Source organism: Flavobacterium sp. AG291 (genome assembly GCF_003350375.1).
GTDB classification, from domain to species: domain Bacteria; phylum Bacteroidota; class Bacteroidia; order Flavobacteriales; family Flavobacteriaceae; genus Flavobacterium; species Flavobacterium suzhouense.
Window position 1 is genome coordinate 92305 of record NZ_QQAR01000001.1, and the last position, 25322, is coordinate 117626.

Consider the following 25322-nt stretch of genomic DNA (forward strand, 5'->3'; position numbering starts at 1 on the left):
GACTTATGAACCGAAATTAATGTGCTTCTAACCAGTTTTTTCCGGTACCCATATCTACTTCAAGAGGAACATCCAGCTTAAATGCGCTTTCCATTTCCTGCTTGATCATAGGCTTAATTTTTTCGAGTTCACTATTATGAACGTCAAAAACAAGCTCATCGTGTACTTGTAGTAACATTTTACTCTTCCATCCTTCATCAACAAGCCTTTTCTGGATGTTAATCATCGCAATTTTAATAATATCGGCTGCGCTTCCCTGTATAGGGGCGTTTACGGCATTTCGTTCGGCACCGCCACGCACTACCATATTTTGGGAGTTTATATCTTTCAGGTACCTTCTTCTTCCTGATATGGTTTGTACATAGCCCTGTTCGCGTGCAATTTCAACCTGCTCACTTATGTATTGCTTAAGTCTAGGGTAGGTTTTGTAGTAAGCGTCAATAAGCTCTTTTGATTCAGAACGGCTTAATGATGTCTGGTTGCTCAATCCGAAAGCTGAAACACCATATACAATACCAAAGTTTACGGTTTTGGCATGGCTACGTTGTTCGCGGGTAACTTCGTTAAGGGCTACATTAAATACTTTAGCTGCGGTAGAAGCGTGAATGTCTTCTCCTTTCTGAAAAGCGCTAACCATTTCCGGATCACCACTCAGCGCAGCAATAATACGAAGTTCTATTTGAGAGTAATCGGCAGAAAGGATGGTATAATCCTCATTTCTGGCAATAAATGCTTTACGTATTTGTCTTCCTCTTTCTGTTCTTACAGGAATGTTCTGAAGATTTGGATTGTTGGAGCTTAAACGTCCGGTTGCGGCAACAGTTTGCATATAGTCAGTATGTACACGCCCAGTTGAAGGTTCAACCTGTAAAGGAAGTGCTTCCACATAAGTATTAAGTAGCTTTACAAGTTGTCTCCATTCCAGAATGTCGGCAACAATAGGGTTCTCGGCTGCCAGGTAAGAAAGTACTTCTTCGCCTGTCGCATATTGTCCTGTCTTAGTTTTCTTTTGTTTGGCTCCGCCTATTTTTAATTTATCAAACAGAATGTCTCCTAATTGTTTTGGAGATGCAAGGTTGAATGATTCCCCTGCAGTTTCATATATCTGCTGTTCCAGTTTTTTGATATCAGCCGAAAGTTCTGCTGCGAGTTCCTTTAGGTAAGGAACATCCAGATTAATACCTTCCTGTTCCATAGCTGCCAGTACCGGCATAAGCGGAATTTCGATTTCATCGAAAAGTTTGCGGGTATCGGTGCTTTCCAGCATAGGGGCAAACACCTCTTTTAACTGAAGTGTAATATCGGCATCTTCTACTGCATATTCTTTTATCAGATCTAACTCTACATCGCGCATTGATTTCTGTCCTTTTCCTTTTTTGCCGATAAGTGTTTCGATAGAAACTGGCGAATACTTAAGGTAGGTTTCAGAAAGTATGTCCATTCCGTGACGCATATCCGGATTGATAAGGTAATGCGCAATCATAGTGTCAAATATCTTACCTTTTACGGTAACGCCATATTGTGCAAGTACTTCAAGGTCGTATTTTAAATTCTGGCCTACTTTTTCGATGTTTTCATCCTCAAAAAATGGCAGGAACAGGTTTATTACCTGTTGCGCTTCTTCACGGTTGGCAGGAACCGGAACATAGAATCCTTTTCCTTTTTCCCAAGAGAATGACATACCTACTAATTCTGCAATCAGAGGATTTACCCCTGTTGTTTCAGTGTCAAAGCTCACACTGGTTTGCTTCATCAGGTCACGCATCAGGAAATTGATGGCCATAGTGCCCTGAACTGCCTGATAAAAGTGGTCCGTGTTTGCTATAGTGTTGTAAAAACCTGTTGTTGTTGTTTCAGCTGTTTCGCTGTCGGGCTCGCCTCCTCCAAACAAAGAGAACTGTTGGTCGTTCTTCGAAGAAGCTTTAGGGGTTGCCGCTTTAGGAGCTCCTGACTCAGGTTGTGTGCTGTCATCAAAAAGCTTTTGGAATTGCTCTGCCATACGGCGGAACTCAAGCTCATTAAAAATAGCTTCAACTTTTTCTATATCGGGAGTGCTAAGTTCAAAATCTTCTTCATGGAAAGTTACATCACAATCGGTTATAATGGTAGCGAGTACCTTTGACATCAAACCTTTTTCTTTATTGGCTTCGATGTTCTCTTTCATTTTTCCTTTCAGTTCATGGGTGTTTGCCAAAAGGTTTTCCATCGTTCCATAGTCTTTCAGGAATTTTTTAGCTGTCTTTTCGCCAACACCAGGCAATCCAGGAATATTATCCACTGCATCACCCATCATGCCTAAAAAGTCTATTACCTGTTCCGGTCTTTCAATCTCGAAACGTTCCAATACTTCCGGAACACCCCAAATTTCTATACCGTTCCCCATACGTGCAGGGCGGTACATAAAAATGTTTTCGCTTACAAGCTGTGCAAAATCCTTATCGGGAGTTACCATAAATACCTGGTAGTTTTGCTTTTCGGCCTGTTTTGCAAGTGTGCCGATAAGATCATCGGCTTCACAGCCTTCTAATTCAATAACAGGTATGTGCATTGCTTTTAGCAGTTCCTGAATGTATGGTACCGCAACCTTTATTGCTTCAGGTGTTTCGTCACGGTTTGCCTTATATTCTGTAAACATCTCGGTACGTACATGGCTTCCGCCTTTGTCGAATGCAACAGCCAGATGGTCGGGCTTTTCACGCTTTATTACATCGAGCAGGGAATTCATGAAACCCATAATGGCAGAGGTATCCATGCCTTTGGAATTAATCCTGGGATTCTTAATAAAAGCGTAGTAACCACGGAATATCAGCGCATAAGCGTCTAACAGGAAAAGGCGTTTTTGTTGTGACATGTAAAAATCAATTTGCCGTAAAAATAAGCAAACCGATGCACAATAGGAAGCGCCTGCTAAATGAACTTTGAACAAAAGAGGTTTCGATGTATTATAATACTCGTATAAGCTTGTAACAAATCAGCCCTTTATTCGTTAATTTGTAAAAACAAATTAAATGATTCGCTGGATATTATTCTTTGTCTTTGTCGCATTAATTGAAATTTATGCTTTTCAGACGGTAAAGACAGTTTTTAGGGTACGATGGGTGCAGTATGCATACATTGCCATTTCACTATTTATTCTTCTATACATTGTTTATCAGTTTACCCAGTTTGACCGCAGCATTGGCCAAAATAAAACCACCTTATTCACTTTAGGATTGTTGCTGATTACTTACCTGCCAAAAATGGTAATAACAGTTGTAATGTTTGGTGAAGATGTGGTAAGGGTTATTGATGGGCTAATGAAAGAGTTTTTGGGCAACAGTAATGAGTCCTTTCTTCCTGAAAGACGAAAGTTTGTCAGTCAGCTGGCGTTGGGTCTGGCGGCAGTTCCATTTCTTTCATTATTGTACGGAATGACTAAGGGTAAATACAATTTTAAGGTTATTAAACAGACTATTCTTTTTCCGGATCTTCCGGAGGCCTTTGACGGGATGACGATAACTCAGATATCAGATATACATAGCGGAAGCTTTGATAATCCTGAAGAAATTGAACATGCTATTGACCTTATCAATCAGCAGAATTCTGACCTGATTCTATTTACGGGTGATATCGTGAATACCCATGCTACAGAAATGCATCCGTGGATCGATACATTTAAGCGTATTAAGTCGGCTCCTATGGGTAAATATTCTGTTTTGGGTAACCACGATTATGGAGAGTATGTTACCTGGCCTTCACAGGCAGATAAACAAAAGAATTTTGAAGATATAAAAGATCTGCACCGTCAGATAGGTTTTAATCTTATGCTTAATGAGAATGTAAAGCTCGAAAAAGACGGGCAACAGATTACCCTGATAGGAGTAGAGAACTGGGGTGAAGGCTTTAAACAGGCAGGAGATTTAGGTAAAGCAGCCATTGGAACATCGGCTAAAGACTTTAAGATCCTTATGAGCCATGATCCATCACATTGGGAGTACGAAGTTAAGGACAGTCCGAACCATTATCAGCTTACATTAAGCGGACATACTCACGGCTTGCAGTTTGGTGTTGAAATTCCGGGAGTAATTAAGTGGAGTCCAGTACAATACAGGTATAAACAATGGGCTGGGTTATATGAAAATTTAGGCAGGTATGTGTATGTAAACCGTGGCTTTGGTTTTCATGCTTACCCTGGCCGTGTGGGCATTTGGCCTGAAATTACAGTGCTGGAACTAAAAAAAGCTTAAAAAGTAGGCTCGTTTGGTAAAAATGCTATATTTGTATAATATTTATTTATAAAAAGTTTTAAAGTCAGTTTAAAATTTCATTATATGTCAAAATTTGGAGAACTAATAAACTCCCAGGTACCTGTACTGATTGATTTTTATACAGAGTGGAATGAGCCTTCAGTATCTATGCATCCTGTAATAAGGGATGTTGCGGCTGCACTTGGCGACAGGGCTAAAGTGATAAAAATTGATGTAGACAAAAATCAGGAACTGGCTGACGCGCTTAGGATTAAAGGTCTTCCGACACTTATGATCTATAAAGACGGACAAATGGTGTGGAGGCAATCAGGAGAGCTTGATGCTAATACAATCATTGGTCTTGTTCAGGAACAGATCTAAGATAAGGTTCCAAAGCTAAATCCCTTTTCTTTAAGATATTCAATAACTTTCGGCAGTGCATATTCCAGATTTGGAAATGCCTTTATACTGTCATGAAAAATAATAACGCTGCCATTGGCGGCGTTTTTTATTACATTGTCCAGGCATTTTTGCGGAGTGATAGTAGTATCAAAATCGGCGCTGAGAACATCCCACATTATTATTTGATATCCGAGGTTTTTTACTTCTTTTGCTTGTTCACGGCTTATCTTTCCATAGGGTGGGCGAAATAGTTTTGTGTCAATACCGCTTTTATCTATAATAGATTGTCTGCAGGTTTCCATATTCTTCAGATAAGCTGCAGTATCAGTATTCCAGCCATTGATATGGTTATAGGTGTGATTGCCTATAGTATGTCCTTCTTTTATTACTTTTTGGAATACTTCAGGGTTCTTGTCGATGTTATTTCCAATACAGAAAAAAGTAACTTTAATAGAGTGCTGTTTAAGTAGATCGAGTACCCATTCTGTTACTTGTGGTATTGGCCCGTCGTCAAATGTCAGGTATACTGTTTTTTGGGCAGCAGGAATGTCCCAAACATATCCGGAGAATATTTTTTTGATAAGCCATCCTGTTTTTACCCAATACGGTTTCATAAAGCTATTGTTTTTTAAAAAAAAAGATGCAGCACTAATAGTACTGCATCTCAAAGTTAGTAATAGTTGTGTTAACTATTCTTTATCTCTCTTATATCTTCCTGCTTTTTCGTTGAATTCATTGAATTTAATTTTTGCAGTGTTATAGTATTGCTCATCACCATTATCTTTCATAACCCATAGCAGACTTCTGTAACGCTCAATTGCGGTAATAATGTCTATGGCTACAAGGTTTTGGTCACTTACTGAAAGGCCTCTATAAAAGGTTAGGTTCTCCTGATACTTTTTAATCAGAGTGTCAAGTAGTTCATGCGCTTCTTTTTGGTAGCCTAACTGATAGTAGCCTGATGCAAAAGGTTCAAGCAGGGTGTAATACTCATAGAAGTCTACCGGCATTTTAGTCATGGCAAGATCGATGATCTTTTTAGCCTTGTCTTTTTTACCTTCCTTAATAAGCGCCTCCATCAATCGGGCAAGATTGGTTCGGTAGGTAATACTGTTTTTACGTGTCTCCGGGTCATGGTAAATTTTAGGGCTGTCGCTATTACCCCAATCCCAGGACATAACAATGTCATACATTTTATCAGTATCTATGTAGCCCATATCAAGAGGGCTACCATCTTTAGGGATGGCTGTTCTTACTGGAACAAGTTTAAATACCATGCCATCAAGCTGAAGGTAATCCTTCATCCATAGATAATCATCATCACCAAAGCTTCCTCCGGTAAAATATACCGGTCGCTTCCAGTTATTATTATTGATGATGTCAAGCATCATAAGACGGTTTTTGTAAAGTGCATCACCTTTGATAGTAATATCAATATATGGTGCGATAGAATCGAATTGCTTAGGTGCAACGATTTTGTTCTTGATTATTTCTTCTTTGTTAACCGGTATTCTTACCTTGTTAGTAGGGTAGTAGTTTACAAAGTGACCATTGTTAAGTTCTTTTTTAACCCTTTCATCATCTGATTTAAGAAAATCGATAAAGTTGCTAAGAGGCCATCTGTTTTCTGTTTCAGGTACATAAAGGCTGTAGTCACGTGTTCCCTGTTTGTACTGACTTGTCTGGAAGCTAATTGGCATTGGCTCACTCTCATAGGCTTTGGCCTTCATTTGGTCAATATACCAGTCAGTCATTAGTAAACTTGTGTTTACGATCCTCACATCGGTACGGAAGCCCTCGATCTCCTGCGCATACCATAACGGGAAGGTATCGTTATCACCAATGGTAAATAGTATTGCATTCTGGTCACATGACGAGAGATAAGCTTTTGCCATTGCTATAGCAGTATATTTTCCTGAACGGTCATGGTCGTCCCAGTTTTGAGAAGCCATAAGTACTGGTGCGGCAAGTAAGCTAACTACAAGAATAACCGGTCCTGCTACTTTAGGCTGAACATATTTTTTAAGTCCGTCATAGATGGCATAAATACCAAAGGCAATCCACATGGCAAATACATAGAATGAACCTACAAGGGCATAATCCCTTTCACGTGGTTCAAAAGGTCTTTCGTTAAGGTATATCTTTAAGGCAATACCTGTAAATAGGAATAGTGTGAGTAATACATAAAAGCTCTTAGGGTCTTTTTTAGCGTGGAACGCAATCCCTACAAGCGCAAGAATGAATGGAAGGAAGTAATAAGTATTACGTCCTTTGTTTTCTTTCATATCTGTAGAAAGGTTTTGCTGCGAGCCAAGATGAATTTCATCAATTGGGGTTACACCGCTTAACCAGTTCCCTTCGATAATGTCCCAACGTCCCTGAAGGTCATTTTGGCGCCCAGTGAAGTTCCACATCAGGTATCTCCAGTACATATAGCCAAACTGGTATTCGAACATGTATTTCATGTTGTCTCCAAATGATGGCTTTTCAATGATAAGGTAATCACCGTAGGTTTTAAGGAATTTCTCGTAATCTTCATAATCAGCCTGTCCTGACTTATACGAAGCTTTAAAATCGTTAACGATGTTTTCTATTTCACCTCTGATCTGACCCATGGCGGCATTATAATCCTCGTCGCTCATCTGTTCTACAGGTAAACCGTATTTTCTTAATTCATTTTCATAATCGTATGATGGATTAAGTCTGAATTCAAGCGGTTTTGTATAACGCATGTAGTTAGCAGCATGCTCAGTACTCCACATCCTTGGCATAAATCCTTTGTGATTATCGTCGGTGTTTTGCTTGGCATTTTTGAAATTGTTTACAATAACATATTTGCCGGTTTTGTAATCCCTTTGATAGTTAGGTTTTTCGTCCTCATATGGGTTATTTTTGTCAAGACCCGCAAAAGCATCAGAATACATAGGGCCATAGAATAGCTTTTGCTCTCCATACTGCTCACGATTATAGTAGGCAAGTACCTCGGCAGCATCCGATGGCCTGTTTTCGTTGATTACTACATTAGCGTTAGCACGGATAGGTAGCATCATCCATGTAGAGAATCCTATAAAGATGAATAGTACACAAAGTAGTATAGTATTGTAGAAAGGAAGTTCTTTCTTTTTAGTGTATTGCAAACCAAAGTAAAAGAAAGCAATAATAACAAGGGCCATGAAGATGGTTCCTGAGTTAAAAGGAAGTCCGAAGGAGTTTACCATGAAGATTTCAGTTTTACCGAAAAGCGCCATGGTATATGGTAATAACAGTTTGAATATGAAAAGAAGTATCGCTACAATTACAATATTAGCGATGATAAAGCTCTTTACAGTTATCTTTTGGTAGTTTTTAAAGTAGTAGATAAAACCGATGCTTGGAATCGTAAGCAAAGCCATAAAGTGTACACCAAATGATAAACCTACAACCAATGAAATGATAAGAAGCCATTTGTTGCCTCTTGGGGTATTCATTTCCTCCTCCCATCGAAGGCCTAGCCATAATAGTAGAGCAATAAATAGCGATGCCATGGCATATACTTCTGCCTCAACTGCGTTAAACCAAAAGCTGTCTGTAAAAGTATAGGCTAAGCTGGCTACTGCAGAGGCTCCTAATATAACAAGGGCGTTATTGTTGTTTAGTTCTGATACTTTACTAATAAGATTCTTTAATAATATAGTAAGCGACCAAAACATAAATAGTATGGTAAAGGCGCTTGAAAACACCGACATCATATTTACCATCAGGGCTACCTTATCAGGCCCGGTGGCAAACATCGCAAAGAACGCGCCGATCATCTGGAAAAGTGGGGCTCCCGGGGGGTGGCCTACTTCAAGTTTTGCAGAGGTGGCAATGTACTCACCGCAATCCCAAAAACTAAGGGTGGGTTCAACTGTTAGGGAATAAACAAGTAAGGCAATGGCAAAAACTGACCATCCCAGGATGGTATTCCATTTTTTGAAATTGAATGTTATCATGTAATGATTGTTGTTCGGTGATATCTAATATGCAAAGAAACTATTTTTTTCGTTAAGCAAAACTCAATTTTGTATATAATATGTGTTTTAGAAAGAAAAATCCATCTTTTTTCGAAGTGCACTTATTTTGTATTTAGTGTAGCTAACGGGGTTGAGGGGAATAAATTGCTGAGACGGATTATGAGTGTAAATTTTTTTAAATTTTTATTTCTGTCTATCTGTTTGTTTATGTTTGGGTTACGGATATGTAAGGGGAAAAGCAGAAAAAAAATTAATTTTTTTCAGTTTAAAAGTTTGCAAAAATGGAATTATGTACTACATTTGCACCCGCAATAAGGAACTAATTGGTCTATGGTGTAATGGTAACACTACTGATTTTGGTTCAGTCATTCTAGGTTCGAGTCCTAGTAGACCAACAGAAAAAGCCTCTCAGAAATGAGAGGCTTTCCTTTTTTTGGTTCAATTGTAAATTAAAGGATTGTGGGGATAAAAAAAGCGGCTAAGAGCCGCTTTATTTATAATATCAGGGTTTATCATATTCTGAAAGTGATAACCGGGCGAACAGCGTGGTTAACCAGGTCTTCGCTTACGCTTCCGTTAAAGAAGTGGGCAAGGCCTTGTCTTCCGTGTGTGCTCATGCCTATAAGGTCGGCATTGATGTTGTTTGCGAAATGAAGTACACCTTTCTCGATGTTTACGTCGTTATAGATGTGTGATGTGTATCCGTTCTTGATGTCAAACTGAGAAGCGAAGTTTTGTATTGTTTTTTCTGCAGCGTGAGTTGATTTGAAATTGTTAGGTGTGTTTATTGATACCAGGTGAAGTTCTGTTTCGAAGCTGTTGGCAAATTCAACCACTTTGGCGAATGGTTTTTTGATCTCGTCTGAAAAGTCTGAAGCGAATACAAATTTCTGAGGATTGAAGTTGTCTTCTTCTTTTTTGATAACCAGTACAGGTACGTCTGATGTTCTTACAACTTTTTCAGTGTTTGATCCGATGAACATTTCCTGGAAGCCGCTTGCTCCGTGAGATCCCATTACTATAAGGTCTATGTTGTGTTTTTTGCTGTGTCCTATGATGCCTTCAAAAGTTTTTTCAAACTGAATGGCTTCTACTACATTAATGCCGGCTAAATAAGGTTTGTTTACAAACTCCTCGAAGCGCTCTCTGGTCTTTTGCATAAAGAACATAACTTCAGGCAGGTCTGTGCTGCTTCCTACTGCGTTACTTTCGCCTATTCCGTCGCTGGCAAGAGCAGGTAGCTCCAGCATGTGTAGAAGGAATATCTCGCCGTTATTTTTGCGTGCTATCTGAGCGGCAACTTTAAGGGCGTATTCTGCATGGGCTGAAAAGTCGGTAGGGACTAAAATTTTCTTCATAATTTATGATGTATAGTTAACAAAAATTTGGGTGGAAATTTAATATCATAAAGGTAAGAATTAAAATTGCATTATCCAATGATTTTCAAGATATAAAAAAAAATACTATATTTGCATCGTTATTTACTAAATACTAAATAATGAGGGGACGGGAGTCCCCTCTTTTTATACAGATATGACATTTAAGGAAAAAGTTGCAGACTTGCTTAAAACAGCTCTTGAGGAGCGTCCTTCGTTGTTTTTAATCGAATTTTCCATTACCGGTGCAAACAAGATAATGGTAACGCTTGATGGTGATAACGGAGTAAATCTTCAGGATTGTATTGATATCAGTAGGGCAATTGAGCATAATCTTGACAGGGAAGAAGAAGATTTTTCACTGGAGGTTGCTTCAGGTGGGGCGGCAAGCCCGCTTAAAATGCCAAGGCAGTTCAGAAAAAACATTGGCAGAACATTAAGTGTAAAAACCGCTACAGAACAGATTGAGGCTGAAATTACCGATGCTAATGATGAATTTATAGTGTTGGAGTGGGAAGCCCGCGAACCTAAAAAAATAGGTAAAGGAAAAGAAACTGTCCAGAAAAGGCTTGAACTGCCTTATCAGGATATTAAAGAAGCAGTTGTTGTAATAAAATTTTAAAAAAATAAGAAAGTTGGCATGGAAAATCTCGCGTTAATAGATTCGTTTTCAGAGTTTAAGGACGATAAGCTTATAGACAGAGTAACGCTTATGGCTATCCTGGAAGATGTGTTCAGGAATGCACTGAAAAAGAAATATGGTTCGGATGATAATTTTGATATCATCATAAACCCGGATAAAGGGGATATGGAGATATGGAGAAACCGTGTGGTGGTAGCTGATGGTGAGGTTGAAGATCCTAACCAGGAGATATCGCTTTCTGAAGCAAGAAAAATTGAGCCGGATTTTGAGGTTGGTGAAGATGTGTCGGAAGAGGTAAAGCTTATCCAGTTAGGAAGAAGAGCGATACTTGCGCTGCGTCAAAACCTTATTTCTAAGATCCATGAGCATGATAATACTAACCTTTATAAGCAGTTTAAAGACATTATAGGTGATATTTATACTGCAGAAGTGCACCATGTTAGACCAAAAGCTGTAATTTTGGTGGATGATGAAGGAAATGAGATTGTGCTTCCTAAAGAAAAACAGATTCCTTCTGACTTTTTCAGAAAAGGAGATAACGTTCGTGGTATTATAGAAAGCGTTGAGCTTAAAGGTAATAAGCCACAGATCATCATGTCAAGAACATCTGAACTTTTCCTTGAGAAATTATTCGAACAGGAAATTCCGGAAGTATTCGATGGTCTTATCATGGTTAAGAAAGTGGTAAGGATTCCTGGAGAGAAAGCAAAAGTTGCTGTAGACTCTTATGATGACAGGATTGACCCTGTGGGAGCTTGTGTTGGTATGAAAGGATCGCGTATCCATGGTATCGTTCGCGAGCTTGGTAACGAGAATATTGATGTTATCAATTACACAACCAATACACAGCTTTATATTTCAAGGGCACTTAGCCCGGCAAAAGTATCGTCGATTAAAATTGATGAGTCTAATAACAGAGCAGAAGTTTTCCTTAAACTAGAGGAAGTTTCTAAAGCAATCGGACGTGGCGGACACAATATTAAGCTTGCAGGTCTTTTAACAGGTTATGAGCTTGATGTTATTCGTGAAGGAAATGCTGCAGAAGATGAAGATGTTGAATTAACTGAGTTCTCTGACGAAATCGAAGGATGGGTGATAGAAGAATTCGCAAAAATAGGTCTGGATACCGCAAGAAGCGTATTGAACCAGGATGTACAGGATCTTGTAAGAAGGACCGATCTTGAAGAGGAAACAATACTTGAGGTAATGAGAATCCTTAAAGAAGAGTTTGAAGATTAAGAAGGTTTAAATTTACAAGCCAGTACAACACCGAAGATAAAATTAAAAAGATTGTATGTCTGAAGAAAGAGCAATAAGAATAAACAAAGTATTAAGGGAATTAAATATTTCGCTGGACAGAGCCGTGGAATATCTTAAGGACAAAGGGCACGTGATTGAGTCGAGTCCTAATGCTAAGATATCCAATGAGGAATATAATGCCCTTTTCAATCAGTTTTCTGCCGATAAAGGTAAGAAGGCGGCTTCTCTTGAAGTAAGCGAAGAAAAACGCAAAGAGAAAGAAGCACTTCGTATCGAAAGAGAAAAAGAGATTGAGGATAAAAGGAAGCAGGATGAAGAAAGGCAAAGACAGGAAGTGATCAAGGCGAGAGCTACACTATCCGGTCCGGTTGCTGTGGGCAAAATTGACCTTGGTACTAAAAAAGCAGAAACTTCTTCAGCCACTCCTGCAAAAGAGGAGCCTAAAGCACCAGTTGAGGAGCCTAAGGTACAACCTGAAGCGCCAAAAGTGGAAACTCCAAAAGAAGAAGCTCCGAAAGTGGAGGCTCCTAAAGCCGAGCCTGCTCCTGTAGCTGAAGTGAAAGAGGAGAAGCCGGCAGCGCCTGTTCAGAAACAAGAAGCTCCTGTAGCACCTAAAGAGGTTGTTGAGAAGCCTGCTGTTGCTGAAACAAAACCACAACCCCAGGTACAGGCACAAACTCCTCAGAGTGCGCCTGCAACCCAGGAGGATGAAAAGATTAAAACGCAATACCAAAAATTAAGCGGTACTACTTTTACAGGGCAGACAATTGACCTTTCGCAGTTCAATAAGCCTAAGAAGAAAAAAGAGGACTTCAAGAAAGATGGTGGCAAACCGGGTACACCTGGTGCTAACCAGCAAGGTGGTGGTGCGAACCATGATAAGAAAAAAAGAAACAGGATTGCTCCTAAGCCGCAAGGACAGGGAGGTGGCCAGCAGGGTCAGGGTAATAATAATGGCCCAAGACCAGGCGGAACAGGACAAACTATCCGTCCGAACAACCAACAAGGTGGTAATAAATTCGGTCAAAAGCGTCCGGCTATTGTTTCTAAGGTTGAGCCTACCGAAGAAGAGGTTAAAAACCAAATCCGTGAGACTCTTGAAAAACTTCAGGGTAAAGGAAATAAGTCAAAAGCGGCTAAATATAGAAGAGATAAGCGTGATAGCCACCGTCAGAAATCTGATGATGAGCAAAGAATGCTTGAAGAAGGAAGCAAAGTACTTAAAGTTACAGAGTTTGTAACTGTAGGTGAGGTTGCAACCATGATGGATGTGCCAATTACTAAAGTGATTGGAGTATGTATGTCGCTTGGAATCATGGTAACCATGAATCAGCGTCTTGACGCGGAGACTCTTAGTATTGTTGCTGATGAGTTTGGTTTTGAAGTAGAATTCATTACTACGGATATTGAAGAGGCAATGGAGGTTATTGAGGATAAGGAAGAAGATCTTGTTCACAGGGCTCCTATTGTTACCGTAATGGGTCACGTTGACCATGGTAAAACGTCCCTTCTGGATTATATACGTAAAGAGAACGTAATTGCAGGTGAATCGGGTGGTATTACACAGCACATTGGTGCTTACGGTGTAACCCTTGATAATGGCCAGAAAATTACATTCCTTGATACACCGGGTCACGAGGCGTTTACAGCGATGCGTGCACGTGGTGCTCAGGTTACCGATATTGCGATTATCGTGATTGCGGCTGACGACGATATCATGCCTCAGACAAAAGAGGCGATCAACCACGCTCAGGCAGCTGGTGTTCCAATGATATTTGCAATCAATAAAATTGATAAGCCAACGGCGAATCCTGAAAAGATTAAAGAAAAACTTGCCGGTATGAACCTTCTTGTTGAAGACTGGGGTGGTAAATACCAATCACAGGATATTTCGGCAAAACAAGGTATAGGTGTTAAGGATCTACTTGAAAAAGTACTACTTGAGGCAGAGATATTAGATCTTAAAGCTAATCCGGATAAAGCCGCTGTTGGAGCTGTAGTGGAGGCTTTCCTTGATAAAGGTAGAGGGTATGTTTCTACAGTGCTTGTTCAGGGTGGTACACTAAGGGTAGGTGATTATGTTCTTGCCGGAAAAAACCATGGTAAAATTAAAGCGATGCACGATGAGCGTGGTAACAATGTAAAAGTTGCCGGTCCGTCTACGCCAATATCAATACTGGGTCTTGACGGTGCGCCTACTGCGGGTGATAAATTCAGTGTATACGAAGATGAGAAAGAGGCTAAGCAAATTGCTGCTAAACGTACTCAGCTTATCCGTGAGCAGTCTGCACGTACTAAGAAACATACTACGCTTGCAGAACTTGGAAGACGTATCGCTCTTGGTCAGTTCAAAGAACTTAATATTATCATCAAAGGAGACGTGGATGGTTCGGTTGAAGCTCTTGCAGACTCATTCTCTAAACTAAGTACTGAAGAGATCGAAATCAAGATTATTCACAAAGGTGTTGGAGCAATTACAGAATCTGACGTATTGCTGGCATCTGCTTCAGATGCGATCATTATCGGATTTAACGTTCGCCCTTCGGCAAGTGCGAGAACTCTTGCTGATAAAGAGGAAATCGATATCAGGAACTACTCTATCATCTATGATGCTATTGATGATCTTAAGGATGCCATGGAAGGTATGCTTTCTCCGGAACTTAAAGAAGAAGTTACAGGTACTGCTGAAATCCGTGAGACGTTCAAAATATCTAAAGTGGGTACTATTGCAGGATGTATGGTTACCGATGGTAAGATATTCAGAAGTTCTAAAATCAGACTTATCCGTGAAGGTGTGGTTATCTATACCGGAGAACTTACAACACTTAAACGTTTCAAAGATGACGTTAAGGAAGTTTCAAAAGGATATGACTGTGGTATGCAGATAAAGAATTACAACGATATTCAGGAGTATGATGTTATCGAAGCTTACCAGGAAGTTGAAGTTAAGAAAAAGCTTAAGTAATTAGGTTTTTAGAATATAAAGCCCCGATTGTGAAAACAGTCGGGGTTTTAATTTTCTGTTACATGAATAAAAAAAGCACGCATTTGCGTGCTTTTTTTATATGTTTCAAGTTTACTTGTTTGGTTTTATCAGCAATGCGTGAGGATATTTTTTCTTTATATCTACCATTGTTCTTTCGGCGTCTATTTTTGATTTAAAGTTACCAACCCATACTTTGTATGTTGGACTTTCAAAAACTATTGTGCCATCAATATTTTTGAAGTCTCTTTTGAAGTCAGAAAGCGCTTTTCTGGCTTTGTCATTGTCTCCGTAAAAAATCTGGACTTTATAGCGGTCATTTACAGTTATTGAAGGGTTTATTTTACGTTTTTCCTTTAATAGCTGTTCAAATCTGGTATCCTGATTCACAGAAACATTGCTCTCTTGAGCATGTGTGTTTATGCTCCAGAATGTGAGGAAAATTAGGCTGATGTAATAGGGTTTTAGTTTTAAAATTCTCATAATGAACTGTATTTAACGCAAAAGTACAACATATTATTTTACGGGGAAAGGCGGTATTTATTTAGAATCTTTATAAATTAACCATTAAGATTTATTTAAGGTTTGAGAATAATACATAAGTCGTATTTTTGTGGGAGTTTTTAAAAAAGCATAGTGTTTCTAAGCTTGGGCTTAAAAAACTATACCAATTTAAGTCGATAATCATTTTTAATATGAAAAAAGTGGGTAACCATACTTCGTTTTCAAGAATTTTATTGTTCTGTCTGGCGTTCTCGCTATCATTTTCCATTACGTCTTATGCACAGGATGCTGCGGCACCTGCAGCAGCTCCAGCGGCCGATGCGGCTGCAGCGGCACCTGCTGAAGGAGCTGGTGATCCTGTAAAAGGTAAAGAGTTGTTTAATACTCTTTGTGCTGCATGTCACAAACTTGATGCCAAGTCTACAGGGCCTGCATTGAGGGGTGTTGCGGACAAGCATGATCGTGCGTGGATCTACAAGTGGGTAGCGAACAGTAGTGCAATGATAAAAGCAGGTGATCCTGCTGCAGTTAAGCTTTTTGCTGAAAATAACAATGCTGTCATGACTGCTTTCCCGCAGTTGTCTACCGGGGATATTGATAATATCCTTGCGTATACCTCGCTTCCAATTGAGAAACCTGCTGGTGGTGCTGTTGCTTCTGTTGGCGGAGGTGCTTCTCAGGATGGTGGGATGTCTAACAATTTAGTGCTTGGTTTGCTTGTGCTTGTGCTTGCGGTTCTTATCGTAATGCTTGTTATGGTGACTAAAACGCTTAAGAAAGTAGCGGAGGTAAAAGGTTTAGAGCTTCCTGAAACTTCTTCAGTTTCTTTTTGGAAAGCTTATGCTAAAAACCAGTTCCTTGTATTGGTTACGGTTATTCTTCTTATGTTGGCTTCGTCATACTTCCTGTATGGTTATTTAATGCAGGTTGGTGTTGATAAAGATTATCAGCCAATCCAGCCAATCCACTTCTCGCATAAAATTCACGCTGGTGATAATGGTATTGATTGTAAGTACTGTCACTCTTCTGCAAGGGTGAGTAAGACTTCTGGTATACCGTCACTTAATGTGTGTATGAACTGTCATAAAAATATTTCTGAATTCCAGGGAGATAAAGATTCTACTTATGTTGAGCATTCAAAAGAGTTCTACTCTGGTGAAATTAAAAAATTATACGATGCTGTTGGTTGGGATGCTACAGCTCAAAAATATACCGGAAAACAAAAGCCAGTTAAATGGGTGAGAATTCATAATCTTCCGGATTTCGTTTACTTCAACCACTCACAGCACGTTTCTGTTGCAGGTGTTGAGTGTCAGACTTGTCACGGTCCTGTTGAGACTTTTGAAGTTATGAAGCAGCATTCTCCATTAACAATGGGCTGGTGTATTAACTGTCACCGTGAGACGGATGTTAAGGTCGAAGGTAACGACTACTACAAGAAAATCCACGACGAGCTTGCCAAAAAATATGGCGTAGTTAAGCTTACTGCTGCAAACATGGGTGGTACTGAGTGTGGTAAATGTCACTATTAATCAATTTTTAAGAAGCTAATATCTATATACAACATGGCATCAAACAAAAAATACTGGCAAAGTGTTGAGGAGCTAAATGAAAATAGCTCTATTGTTGAGACGCTAAGAAACAATGAGTTTGTTGAGGAAATTCCTACGGATGAATTTCTTGGTGACAAGGAAGCCCTTGAATCTTCATCAACAAGCCGTCGTGACTTTTTGAAATATGTTGGGTTCAGTACAGCGGCTGCATCGTTAGCTGCTTGTGAGGGCCCGGTTATCAAGTCTATTCCTTACGTAGTTCAGCCGGAAGAAATCATCCCGGGAGTTGCTGATTATTATGCAACAACAATGAATGATGGTTTTGATTTCGCTAATATATTAATCAAGACGCGTGAAGGCCGTCCTATTAAAGTGGAGAATAATGTGCTTGCGGGTGCTAAGTTTTCTGCTAACGCAAGGGTTCATGCTTCTGTGCTGTCTTTATATGACAGTATGCGTCTTAAGCAGCCGGTGATTGCGGGTAAGCCTGCTTCGTGGGAAGAAGTAAATGCTAAAGTTAAAGCTGGTCTTGCTTCTGCCGGAGCTGGTCAGGTTGTAGTTCTTACAGGTACTACTGCTAGTCCTTCAACAGATAAGCTTATTGCTGAATTTGGTGCTAAATATCCAGGATTCAAACACGTTGTTTATGATGCGGTTTCGTCATCTGAGGCATTGGATGCGTTTCAGGCTGTATATGGTGACAGGGCTCTTGCTGATTATGACTTTGGTAAAGCTGATGTTATCCTTTCAGTAGGCGCTGATTTCCTTGGCGACTGGCAAGGTGGCGGATTTGATAAAGGTTATGCAGCTGGACGTGTTCCTAAGCAAGGAAAAATGTCTAAGCATATCCAAATCGAGGCTAATATGTCGCTTTCAGGTGCTAGCGCTGACAAACGTATTCCATTGACAGTTACTGAGCAGAAATATGCTCTTGTTGCTATATACAATGCTATTACAGGTGCTGGAGTTTCTGTTCCAGCAATTGCAAACAAGGCTTATGCTGAAGCTGTTGCTAAAGCAGCACAACAGGTTAAAGCTGCCGGATCGGCAGGTGTTGTTGTGACAGGTCTTGATGATGTAAATGCTCAACTACTTGTTATTGCTATCAATAACGCACTTCAGTCTGCTGCATTTAACCCTGCGGGAGCTCGTCTTGTTCGTAAAGGTAATGCTAAAGCGGTTGCTCAGCTTGTTGCTGATATGAAGGCGGGTAGCGTTCATACATTAATTATGAACGGTGTTAACCCGGTTTATACACTTCCAAACAGTGCTGACTTCGTTGAAGGTCTTAAAAAAGTAAAACTTTCAGTTTCTTTCTCTCTTAAAGAAGATGAAACTGCTTCTATCACTACAATAGCTGCTGCTGCACCTCATTATCTTGAGTCTTGGGGGGATGTTAGCGTTGCTAAGGGATATTATGCTGTAACTCAGCCTACGATTCGTCCGTTATTTAATACAAAACAATTCCAGGATGCATTACTTGCTTGGTCAGGTAACGCTCAGGACTATTATACTTACCTTAAAGCTTCTGCTGTTGCTACAGGTAAAACTTGGAACCAACTTGTTCATGATGGTGTAGCGATATCTGAAGTTGCTCCGGTTTCTGCTGGTGCTGCTGATTTCGCTGGTGCAGCTGCTAATCTTGCTGCTTCGAAAGCATCAGGGAAATTAGAGCTTGTGCTTTATACTAAAACAGGTATGGGTGATGGCCAGCAGGCTAACAACCCTTGGTTGCAAGAATTCCCGGATCCAATTACAAGAGTGTCTTGGGATAACTACGTAACTGTTGCTAAAGCCGATGCTGAAAAGCTTGGACTTGAGAACTGGAACGTTGCCAATGGTGGTCTTAACGGTAGCTATGTTTCTATCGATGTTAACGGTAAGAAACTTGAAAACGTACCGGTAATCATCCAGCCAGGCCAGGCTGTAGGTACTATAGGTCTTGCTTTAGGTTACGGCCGTAAAGAAGGCATGAAAAAAGAAATGACTGTAGGTGTTAACGCTTACACGTTATATAATGGCCTTAACTCATTCCAGTCAGCTACGTTGACTAAAGAAGCCGGAGAGCATGAGTTTGCTTGTGTTCAGCTTCAAAAAACTCTAATGGGTAGAGGAGATATCGTTAAAGAAACAACACTTAAAGATTTCAATGAGAAGGATGCTTCTGAATGGAATATAATGCCGGTTGTGTCTTACGATCACAAAGAGGTTCCTGCTGCTTCAATCGACCTTTGGGAGTCGTTTGACAGAACTACAGGTCACCACTTTAATCTTTCAATCGATCTTAATGCCTGTACAGGTTGTGGTGCTTGTGTTATCGCATGTCACGCAGAAAACAACGTTCCTGTAGTTGGTAAATCAGAAATAAGAAGAAGCCGTGATATGCACTGGTTACGTATCGATAGATACTATTCTCACGAAGAGACTTTTGCAGGTGACGTAACGCTTAAAGAGGGAACTTCAGGTTTGATGAATTCTATCAGCACTTTTAATGCGATGGAAGATCCTTCAGAAAACCCTCAGGTTGTATTCCAGCCGGTAATGTGTCAGCACTGTAATCACGCTCCATGTGAGACTGTATGTCCGGTTGCTGCTACATCACACGGTCGTCAGGGACAAAACCACATGGCTTATAACCGTTGTGTTGGTACTCGTTACTGTGCAAACAACTGTCCTTATAAAGTACGTCGTTTCAACTGGTTCCTGTACAACAAGAACAGTGAGTTTGATTACCACATGAATGATGATCTTGGTCGTATGGTTCTTAACCCGGATGTAAACGTTCGTTCAAGAGGTGTAATGGAAAAATGTTCTTTCTGTATTCAAATGACACAGGCTACTATACTAAAAGCTAAGCGTGAAGGTCGTACGGTAAACAAAGATGAATTCCAGTCAGCTTGTTCAGAGGCTTGTAGCAGTGGTGCAATGGTATTTGGTGATGTAAATTCGAAAGAAGATCCAATCGTTGCTCTTAAAGAGGATGATAGAGCTTACCACCTACTTAGCCAGATAGGAACACAGCCAAATGTATTCTATCATGTTAAAGTTAGAAATACATAATAAGAAGTAATATTAATAAGAAACACTATAAAGGATTATGTCGTCTCATTACGAAGCACCCATTAGAAAACCTTTAATTATAGGTGACAAAAATTACCATGATGTTACCGTTGATGTTGCTGCGCCTGTTGAAGGAAGAGCAAATAAACAATGGTGGATCGCATTTTCAATTGCACTTGCTGCATTCCTTTGGGGAGTTGCGTGTGTAAGTTATACAGTTGGAACTGGTATCGGTACATGGGGTTCAAATAAAACAATTGGCTGGGCCTGGGATATCACCAACTTCGTTTGGTGGGTAGGTATCGGTCACGCAGGAACTCTTATCTCTGCGGTACTATTATTATTCCGTCAAAAATGGAGAATGGCGATTAACCGTTCTGCAGAAGCGATGACGATCTTCTCGGTAATTCAGGCGGCAATGTTCCCTGTATTCCACATGGGGCGTCCGTGGTTAGCTTACTGGGTAATGCCAATCCCGAACCAGTTTGGTTCACTTTGGGTAAACTTTAACTCACCACTACTTTGGGACGTATTTGCGATCTCTACGTACCTTTCGGTATCATTAGTATTCTGGTGGACAGGTCTACTTCCTGACTTTGCAATGCTTCGTGATAGAGCAATTACTCCTTTCACTAAAAAAGTATATTCTATACTAAGTTTCGGTTGGAGCGGTAGAGCAAAAGACTGGCAACGTTTTGAAGAGGTTTCTCTTGTACTTGCAGGTCTTGCAACGCCACTTGTACTTTCTGTACACACTATCGTATCCTTCGACTTTGCTACTTCAGTTATCCCTGGATGGCATACAACTATCCTTCCGCCATACTTCGTTGCGGGAGCTATCTTCTCAGGATTTGCAATGGTAAACACCCTTCTTATCATCATGAGAAAACTTTCTAACCTTGAAGCATATATTACTATACAACATATCGAGTTGATGAACATCATCATCATGATTACAGGTTCAATCGTTGGTATAGCATATATCACTGAGCTTTTCGTAGCATGGTATTCTGGTGTTGAATATGAGCAATATGCTTTCCTTAACAGGGCAACTGGTCCTTATTGGTGGTCTTATGCTCTGATGATGACTTGTAACGTTATCTCTCCGCAGGTTATGTGGTTTAAAAAGATCAGAACAAGCATCTACGTTTCTTTCGTAATTTCAATCGTGGTAAACATAGGTATGTGGTTTGAGCGTTTCGTAATTATCGTTACTTCACTTCACAGAGATTACCTTCCATCTTCTTGGACAATGTTCCAGCCTACTTTTGTAGATGCAGGTTTTTTCATCGGTACAATTGGTTTCTTCTTCGTATTATTCCTTCTTTATTCAAGAAGCTTCCCTGTAATTGCGCAGGCAGAGGTTAAATCAATCATGAAGACGTCAAGCGAAACTTACAAAAAGTTAAGAGAGCAGGGTGGTCACGATAATCATTCACATTCAGAAAATAATCATCACTAAGATCATGAGTAATAAAGTTATACACGTATTGTACAATGATGATGATATCCTAATGGATGCAGTTAAAAAAACTCGCGCTGCTCATCATCACATTGAAGAAGTTTATACGCCTTTCCCGGTTCACGGCCTAGACAAAGCAATGGGTCTTGCTACAACCAGAATCGCTATTTGCTCATTCTTATATGGTTTAGTAGGTTTGTCAGTTGCTACGGCTATGATGAATTTCATCATGATTCAAGACTGGCCTCAGGATATCGGTGGTAAGCCAAGCTTTAGCTATATTCAGAACATGCCTGCATTTGTTCCTGTAATGTTTGAGATGACAGTATTTTTTGCAGCTCACTTAATGGTTATCACTTTTTATATGAGAAGTAAATTATGGCCATTTAAAAGCGCTGAAAACCCGGATGTAAGAACAACAGATGACCATTTCCTTATGGAAGTTGCTGTTCACGGGGATGAGAACCAACTTGTTTCGTTCTTTGAGAACACAGGTGCTGTGGAAGTAAAAGTAATTGAAAAGCATTAAGAAGAAGTATGAAAGCGTTATCTAAAATAGCATTACTGGCAGTAGCATCAGCTTCGCTGACTGCCTGCTTCAATAAATCAGAGCCTAATTACCAGTACATGCCAAATATGTATGAGCCAGTTCCTTATGAAACTTATCAGGAATCAGCTGCATTTCCTGGCGGTAAAGAAGGTCAGCTTCCTGCCAAAGGATCTATTCCAAGGGGTTTTACACCTTATGAATATGAAAATTCTACAGAAGGTTTAGAACTTGCAAAAGCAAATTTGAAATCTCCTCTTGCTCCTGAAGCTATCGACCTTGAGAGAGGTAAACAGCTTTTCACTATCTATTGTGCAATCTGTCACGGTGATAAAGGAGACGGAAAAGGAAACCTGGTTAAAAGGGAAAAATTCCTTGGGGTGCCTAACTATAAAGACAGAGCTGTTACAGAAGGAAGTATATTCCATGTAATAACTTACGGATTAAACTCGATGGGCTCTCACGCTAACCAGCTTTCTCAGGAAGAGCGTTGGCAGGTTACTCACTACGTGATGAAACTTAGGAGTGAATTATAATTGTAGAACACTGAAAGCATAAATATATGTACACATTTTCAAGTAGATTAAAAACGATTGCTTTAGTCCTGATGGTATTAGGTATCCTTGGGATAGGCTATAGTTTTTTCACTGCACCAAAAACCGTTGAAGACGTAGAGAAAATATTAGCGGCTGACAGCCACCACGGTGGGGGACATGCCGACGCAGCTCACCACGAGCCTGCTGCACATGATGCTCATGCTGCTACAACTGAAGAAACTCATGCCCCTGCTGCTGAGGCTGCACACGATACTGCTCATGCTCATGCAGTAGCTGCAACTGAAACTGCACATGGAGAACATGACACTGTTCATACAGAAGCTGCTGTTGCTGCTCATGATGATCATGGTACTGCTGAAGCAGCTCACGCTGATGCTCATGCAGCTCATGGCGAAGAAGCACATGATGCTCACGCTGAACACCAACACCATTTAGAACACGTACTTGGCCAGTTACAAAACAAGCCTTGGTCTGCTGTTTATGTTGCTGCATTGTTCTTTATGCTAATTTCTTTAGGAGCTCTTGCTTTCTATGCTATCCAAAATGCTGCTCAGGCTGGATGGTCTCCTGTATTGTTCAGGGTTATGGAAGGTGTTTCTAGCTACCTTATTCCTGGTGCTATCATTGTATTCCTTATTCTTGTTGCGGGTACAATGGATCTTCACAAAATCTTCATCTGGATGGATAAAGATGTTGTTGCTGAAGATCATCTAATCCAGGCAAAATCGGGTTACCTGAATAAAGTATTCTTCCTTATCAGAGCTGCTATCTTTATGGGTGGCTGGATACTTTACCGTCAATATGCAAGAAAGAACTCTCTTGCTCAGGATGATGCTACAGATAACTCTTTCTACAAGAAAAACTTTAAGGCTTCTGCCGGATTCCTAGTATTCTTTATCGTAACTGAATCTATCATGTCTTGGGACTGGATCATGTCGGTTGACCCACACTGGTACAGTACACTATTCGGATGGTATGTGTTTGCAAGTTTCTTTGTAAGCGGTATCACTGTAATTGCTATGATTACTTTATATCTTAAATCTCTTGGTCACCTTGAATACGTTAACACAAGCCATATCCACGACTTAGCTAAGTTCATGTTTGGTATCAGCGTATTCTGGACATACCTTTGGTTCTCTCAGTTCATGCTAATATGGTATGCTGATATACCTGAAGAGATCGTTTACTTCAAAATGCGTATAGAAAATTATAACCTTCCTTTCTTTGGAATGGTTGCAATGAACTTCGTATTCCCTGTTCTTATCCTAATCAACACTGACTTTAAACGTCTTTCTTGGATTGTTGTAATGGCTGGTATCGTTATCCTTTGTGGTCACTATATCGACTTCTTCAACATGATCATGCCGGCTACAGTAGGTGATCAGTGGTTTATCGGAGCAGGTGAAATAGGTGCGATATTATTCTTCCTTGGTCTATTTATATTCGTTGTATTTACTGCCCTTACTAAAGCGCCGTTATTAGCGAAACGTAATCCGCTTATCGAAGAAAGTAAGCATTTCCATTATTAATATTTAAAGAAATAAACAAATGACAAGTTTATTGATAATTATAGTTTTAGTTTTATTAGGCATTGCAATATGGCAATTAACTAAAATATTTCACCTAACACAGGTTGGAACTGCTGGTGCTAATGATGCTAACAGTGAAATTGCTAACGATAGGGATAATAATGTTAATGGTTATGTGATGTTTGCCTTCCTTGGTTTCATCTATGTCTTTACAATTTATTCTCTTTACAAATGGGGTCACCTTGTTTTAGGTACACCTGCTTCTGAGCACGGTCCTCAGTACGATAATCTTATGGCTATCTCTATGTGGCTTATCTTTATTGTACAGACTATTACTCAGTTTTTATTACATTACTTTGCATTCAAATACAGAGGTAAAGAAGGTAAAACAGCTTTCTATTACGCTGATAATGATAAATTGGAATTTATCTGGACTATTATCCCGGTAATCGTTCTTGCAGGTCTTATACTTTACGGATTGTATGCATGGACTAACATCATGTTCATTGATGAGCAGAAAAAAGATACTGTTTTTGTAGAAGTTTATGCAAAACAGTTTAGCTGGGAAGTTCGTTATGCAGGTGAGGATGGTGTACTTGGTAAAGCTAACGTAAGATATATCGAGGGTGTAAACACACTTGGTGTTGATATGTCAGATCCGAATGCTCAGGATGATATCCAGTCTACTGAACTTCACTTACCAAAAGGAAAACAAGTTGTGTTTAAATTCCGTTCTCAGGATGTATTACACTCAGCTTATTTCCCTCACTTCAGAGCGCAAATGAACGTAGTTCCTGGTATGGTTACTGAATTTGCTTTCACACCTACAATTACTACAGACGAAATGCGTCAGGATCCTAAAATCGTTAACAAAGTAGCTCATATCAATGAGATAAGATCGAAAAAGAGTGCCGAGCTTGTAGCAGAAGGAAAAACTCCTCTTGATCCTTATACTTTTGATTACTTACTTCTTTGTAATAAAATTTGTGGTGCTTCTCACTACAACATGCAAATGAAAGTTGTTGTTGAAGACGATGCAGATTTCAAAAAATGGTTAAGCGGAAAAGAAAAACTTTCTGCAGCTGTTAAGAAAGCAAAAGAAGAAGCTGCGGCTGCAGCTGCGGCACCGGAAGCAGAAGCTGCTCCTGCAAAACCAGCAGATTCAGCTACAGCGGCTAAACCGGATTCTACGGTAGTAGTAGCACAGGTTGTAAAAAAATAATTCTTT

The 25322-nt window shown here is 39.9% G+C and carries 17 protein-coding genes and 1 tRNA gene; 13 read left to right on the forward strand and 5 right to left on the reverse strand.

The window, feature by feature from the left end:
• Nucleotides 1-16: 16 nt before the first annotated feature.
• Entirely contained in the window at nucleotides 17-2851 is a 2835-nt protein-coding gene (polA, locus tag DEU42_RS00470) for a DNA polymerase I (protein WP_114756314.1), read from the reverse strand.
• Nucleotides 2852-3008: 157 nt separating this feature from the next.
• Between polA and DEU42_RS00475 the strand changes: the two genes are divergently transcribed.
• Nucleotides 3009-4226, forward strand: a complete 1218-nt coding sequence (locus DEU42_RS00475; protein WP_114756315.1) for a metallophosphoesterase — start codon at nucleotides 3009-3011, stop codon at nucleotides 4224-4226.
• Between the two features lie 84 nt (nucleotides 4227-4310).
• Nucleotides 4311-4607: a thioredoxin family protein gene (locus tag DEU42_RS00480; RefSeq protein ID WP_114756316.1), complete on the forward strand. Its 297-nt coding sequence runs from the start codon at nucleotides 4311-4313 to the stop codon at nucleotides 4605-4607.
• On the opposite strand, the gene DEU42_RS00485 is transcribed toward DEU42_RS00480, so the two are convergent.
• The gene (locus tag DEU42_RS00485) at nucleotides 4604-5242 is read right to left on the reverse strand and encodes a polysaccharide deacetylase family protein (RefSeq protein ID WP_114756317.1); all 639 of its coding nucleotides are present in this window, start codon (nucleotides 5240-5242) and stop codon (nucleotides 4604-4606) included. The two genes, DEU42_RS00480 and DEU42_RS00485, sit on opposite strands and share 4 nt — an antisense overlap.
• A gap of 75 nt (nucleotides 5243-5317) precedes the next feature.
• The gene (locus tag DEU42_RS00490; RefSeq protein WP_114756318.1) at nucleotides 5318-8599 is read right to left on the reverse strand and encodes a DUF2723 domain-containing protein; all 3282 of its coding nucleotides are present in this window, start codon (nucleotides 8597-8599) and stop codon (nucleotides 5318-5320) included.
• A gap of 345 nt (nucleotides 8600-8944) precedes the next feature.
• On the opposite strand from DEU42_RS00490, the gene DEU42_RS00495 reads away from it, so the two are divergent.
• Nucleotides 8945-9015 (forward strand) — tRNA-Gln (locus DEU42_RS00495).
• 117 nt (nucleotides 9016-9132) lie between these two features.
• Here DEU42_RS00495 and DEU42_RS00500 read toward each other — a convergent pair.
• Entirely contained in the window at nucleotides 9133-9978 is an 846-nt protein-coding gene (locus tag DEU42_RS00500) for a universal stress protein (protein ID WP_114756319.1), read from the reverse strand.
• Nucleotides 9979-10153: 175 nt separating this feature from the next.
• Between DEU42_RS00500 and rimP the strand changes: the two genes are divergently transcribed.
• From rimP to infB, 3 genes are read left to right on the forward strand one after another with little or no spacing between them, the layout of a single operon-like run.
• Complete coding sequence (gene rimP / locus DEU42_RS00505; protein WP_114756320.1) at nucleotides 10154-10618, forward strand: ribosome assembly cofactor RimP; 465 nt, start codon at nucleotides 10154-10156, stop codon at nucleotides 10616-10618.
• 18 nt (nucleotides 10619-10636) lie between these two features.
• Nucleotides 10637-11878, forward strand: a complete 1242-nt coding sequence (gene nusA / locus DEU42_RS00510) for a transcription termination factor NusA (protein WP_114756321.1) — start codon at nucleotides 10637-10639, stop codon at nucleotides 11876-11878.
• A gap of 55 nt (nucleotides 11879-11933) precedes the next feature.
• Nucleotides 11934-14864, forward strand: coding sequence for a translation initiation factor IF-2 (gene infB / locus DEU42_RS00515; RefSeq protein ID WP_114756322.1), 2931 nt, complete (start codon nucleotides 11934-11936; stop codon nucleotides 14862-14864).
• A gap of 111 nt (nucleotides 14865-14975) precedes the next feature.
• Here infB and DEU42_RS00520 read toward each other — a convergent pair whose 3' ends face one another.
• Nucleotides 14976-15365 carry an SPOR domain-containing protein gene (locus tag DEU42_RS00520; protein ID WP_114756323.1) on the reverse strand — a complete coding sequence of 130 codons (390 nt, stop codon included), beginning with the start codon at nucleotides 15363-15365 and terminating at the stop codon, nucleotides 14976-14978.
• A gap of 212 nt (nucleotides 15366-15577) precedes the next feature.
• Here DEU42_RS00520 and DEU42_RS00525 point away from each other — a divergent pair, with 212 nt between their 5' ends.
• The 7 genes from DEU42_RS00525 to DEU42_RS00555 are packed head-to-tail and all read left to right on the forward strand — an operon-like array spanning nucleotide 15578 to nucleotide 25316.
• Nucleotides 15578-16918, forward strand: a complete 1341-nt coding sequence (locus DEU42_RS00525) for a cytochrome c3 family protein (RefSeq protein ID WP_114756324.1) — start codon at nucleotides 15578-15580, stop codon at nucleotides 16916-16918.
• 33 nt (nucleotides 16919-16951) lie between these two features.
• Nucleotides 16952-19999: a TAT-variant-translocated molybdopterin oxidoreductase gene (locus DEU42_RS00530; RefSeq protein WP_114756325.1), complete on the forward strand. Its 3048-nt coding sequence runs from the start codon at nucleotides 16952-16954 to the stop codon at nucleotides 19997-19999.
• Between the two features lie 37 nt (nucleotides 20000-20036).
• The gene (gene nrfD / locus DEU42_RS00535) at nucleotides 20037-21461 is read left to right on the forward strand and encodes an NrfD/PsrC family molybdoenzyme membrane anchor subunit (RefSeq protein WP_114756326.1); all 1425 of its coding nucleotides are present in this window, start codon (nucleotides 20037-20039) and stop codon (nucleotides 21459-21461) included.
• A gap of 4 nt (nucleotides 21462-21465) precedes the next feature.
• Nucleotides 21466-21990 carry a DUF3341 domain-containing protein gene (locus DEU42_RS00540; protein ID WP_114756327.1) on the forward strand — a complete coding sequence of 175 codons (525 nt, stop codon included), beginning with the start codon at nucleotides 21466-21468 and terminating at the stop codon, nucleotides 21988-21990.
• 8 nt (nucleotides 21991-21998) lie between these two features.
• Nucleotides 21999-22544, forward strand: coding sequence for a c-type cytochrome (locus tag DEU42_RS00545; RefSeq protein WP_114756328.1), 546 nt, complete (start codon nucleotides 21999-22001; stop codon nucleotides 22542-22544).
• A 26-nt stretch (nucleotides 22545-22570) separates the two neighbouring features.
• Entirely contained in the window at nucleotides 22571-24094 is a 1524-nt protein-coding gene (locus DEU42_RS00550) for a quinol:cytochrome C oxidoreductase (protein ID WP_114756329.1), read from the forward strand.
• 19 nt (nucleotides 24095-24113) lie between these two features.
• On the forward strand, nucleotides 24114-25316 hold the full coding sequence (locus tag DEU42_RS00555; protein ID WP_114756330.1) for a cytochrome c oxidase subunit II: 1203 nt from the start codon (nucleotides 24114-24116) through the stop codon (nucleotides 25314-25316).
• The last annotated feature ends 6 nt before the right edge of the window (nucleotides 25317-25322 follow it).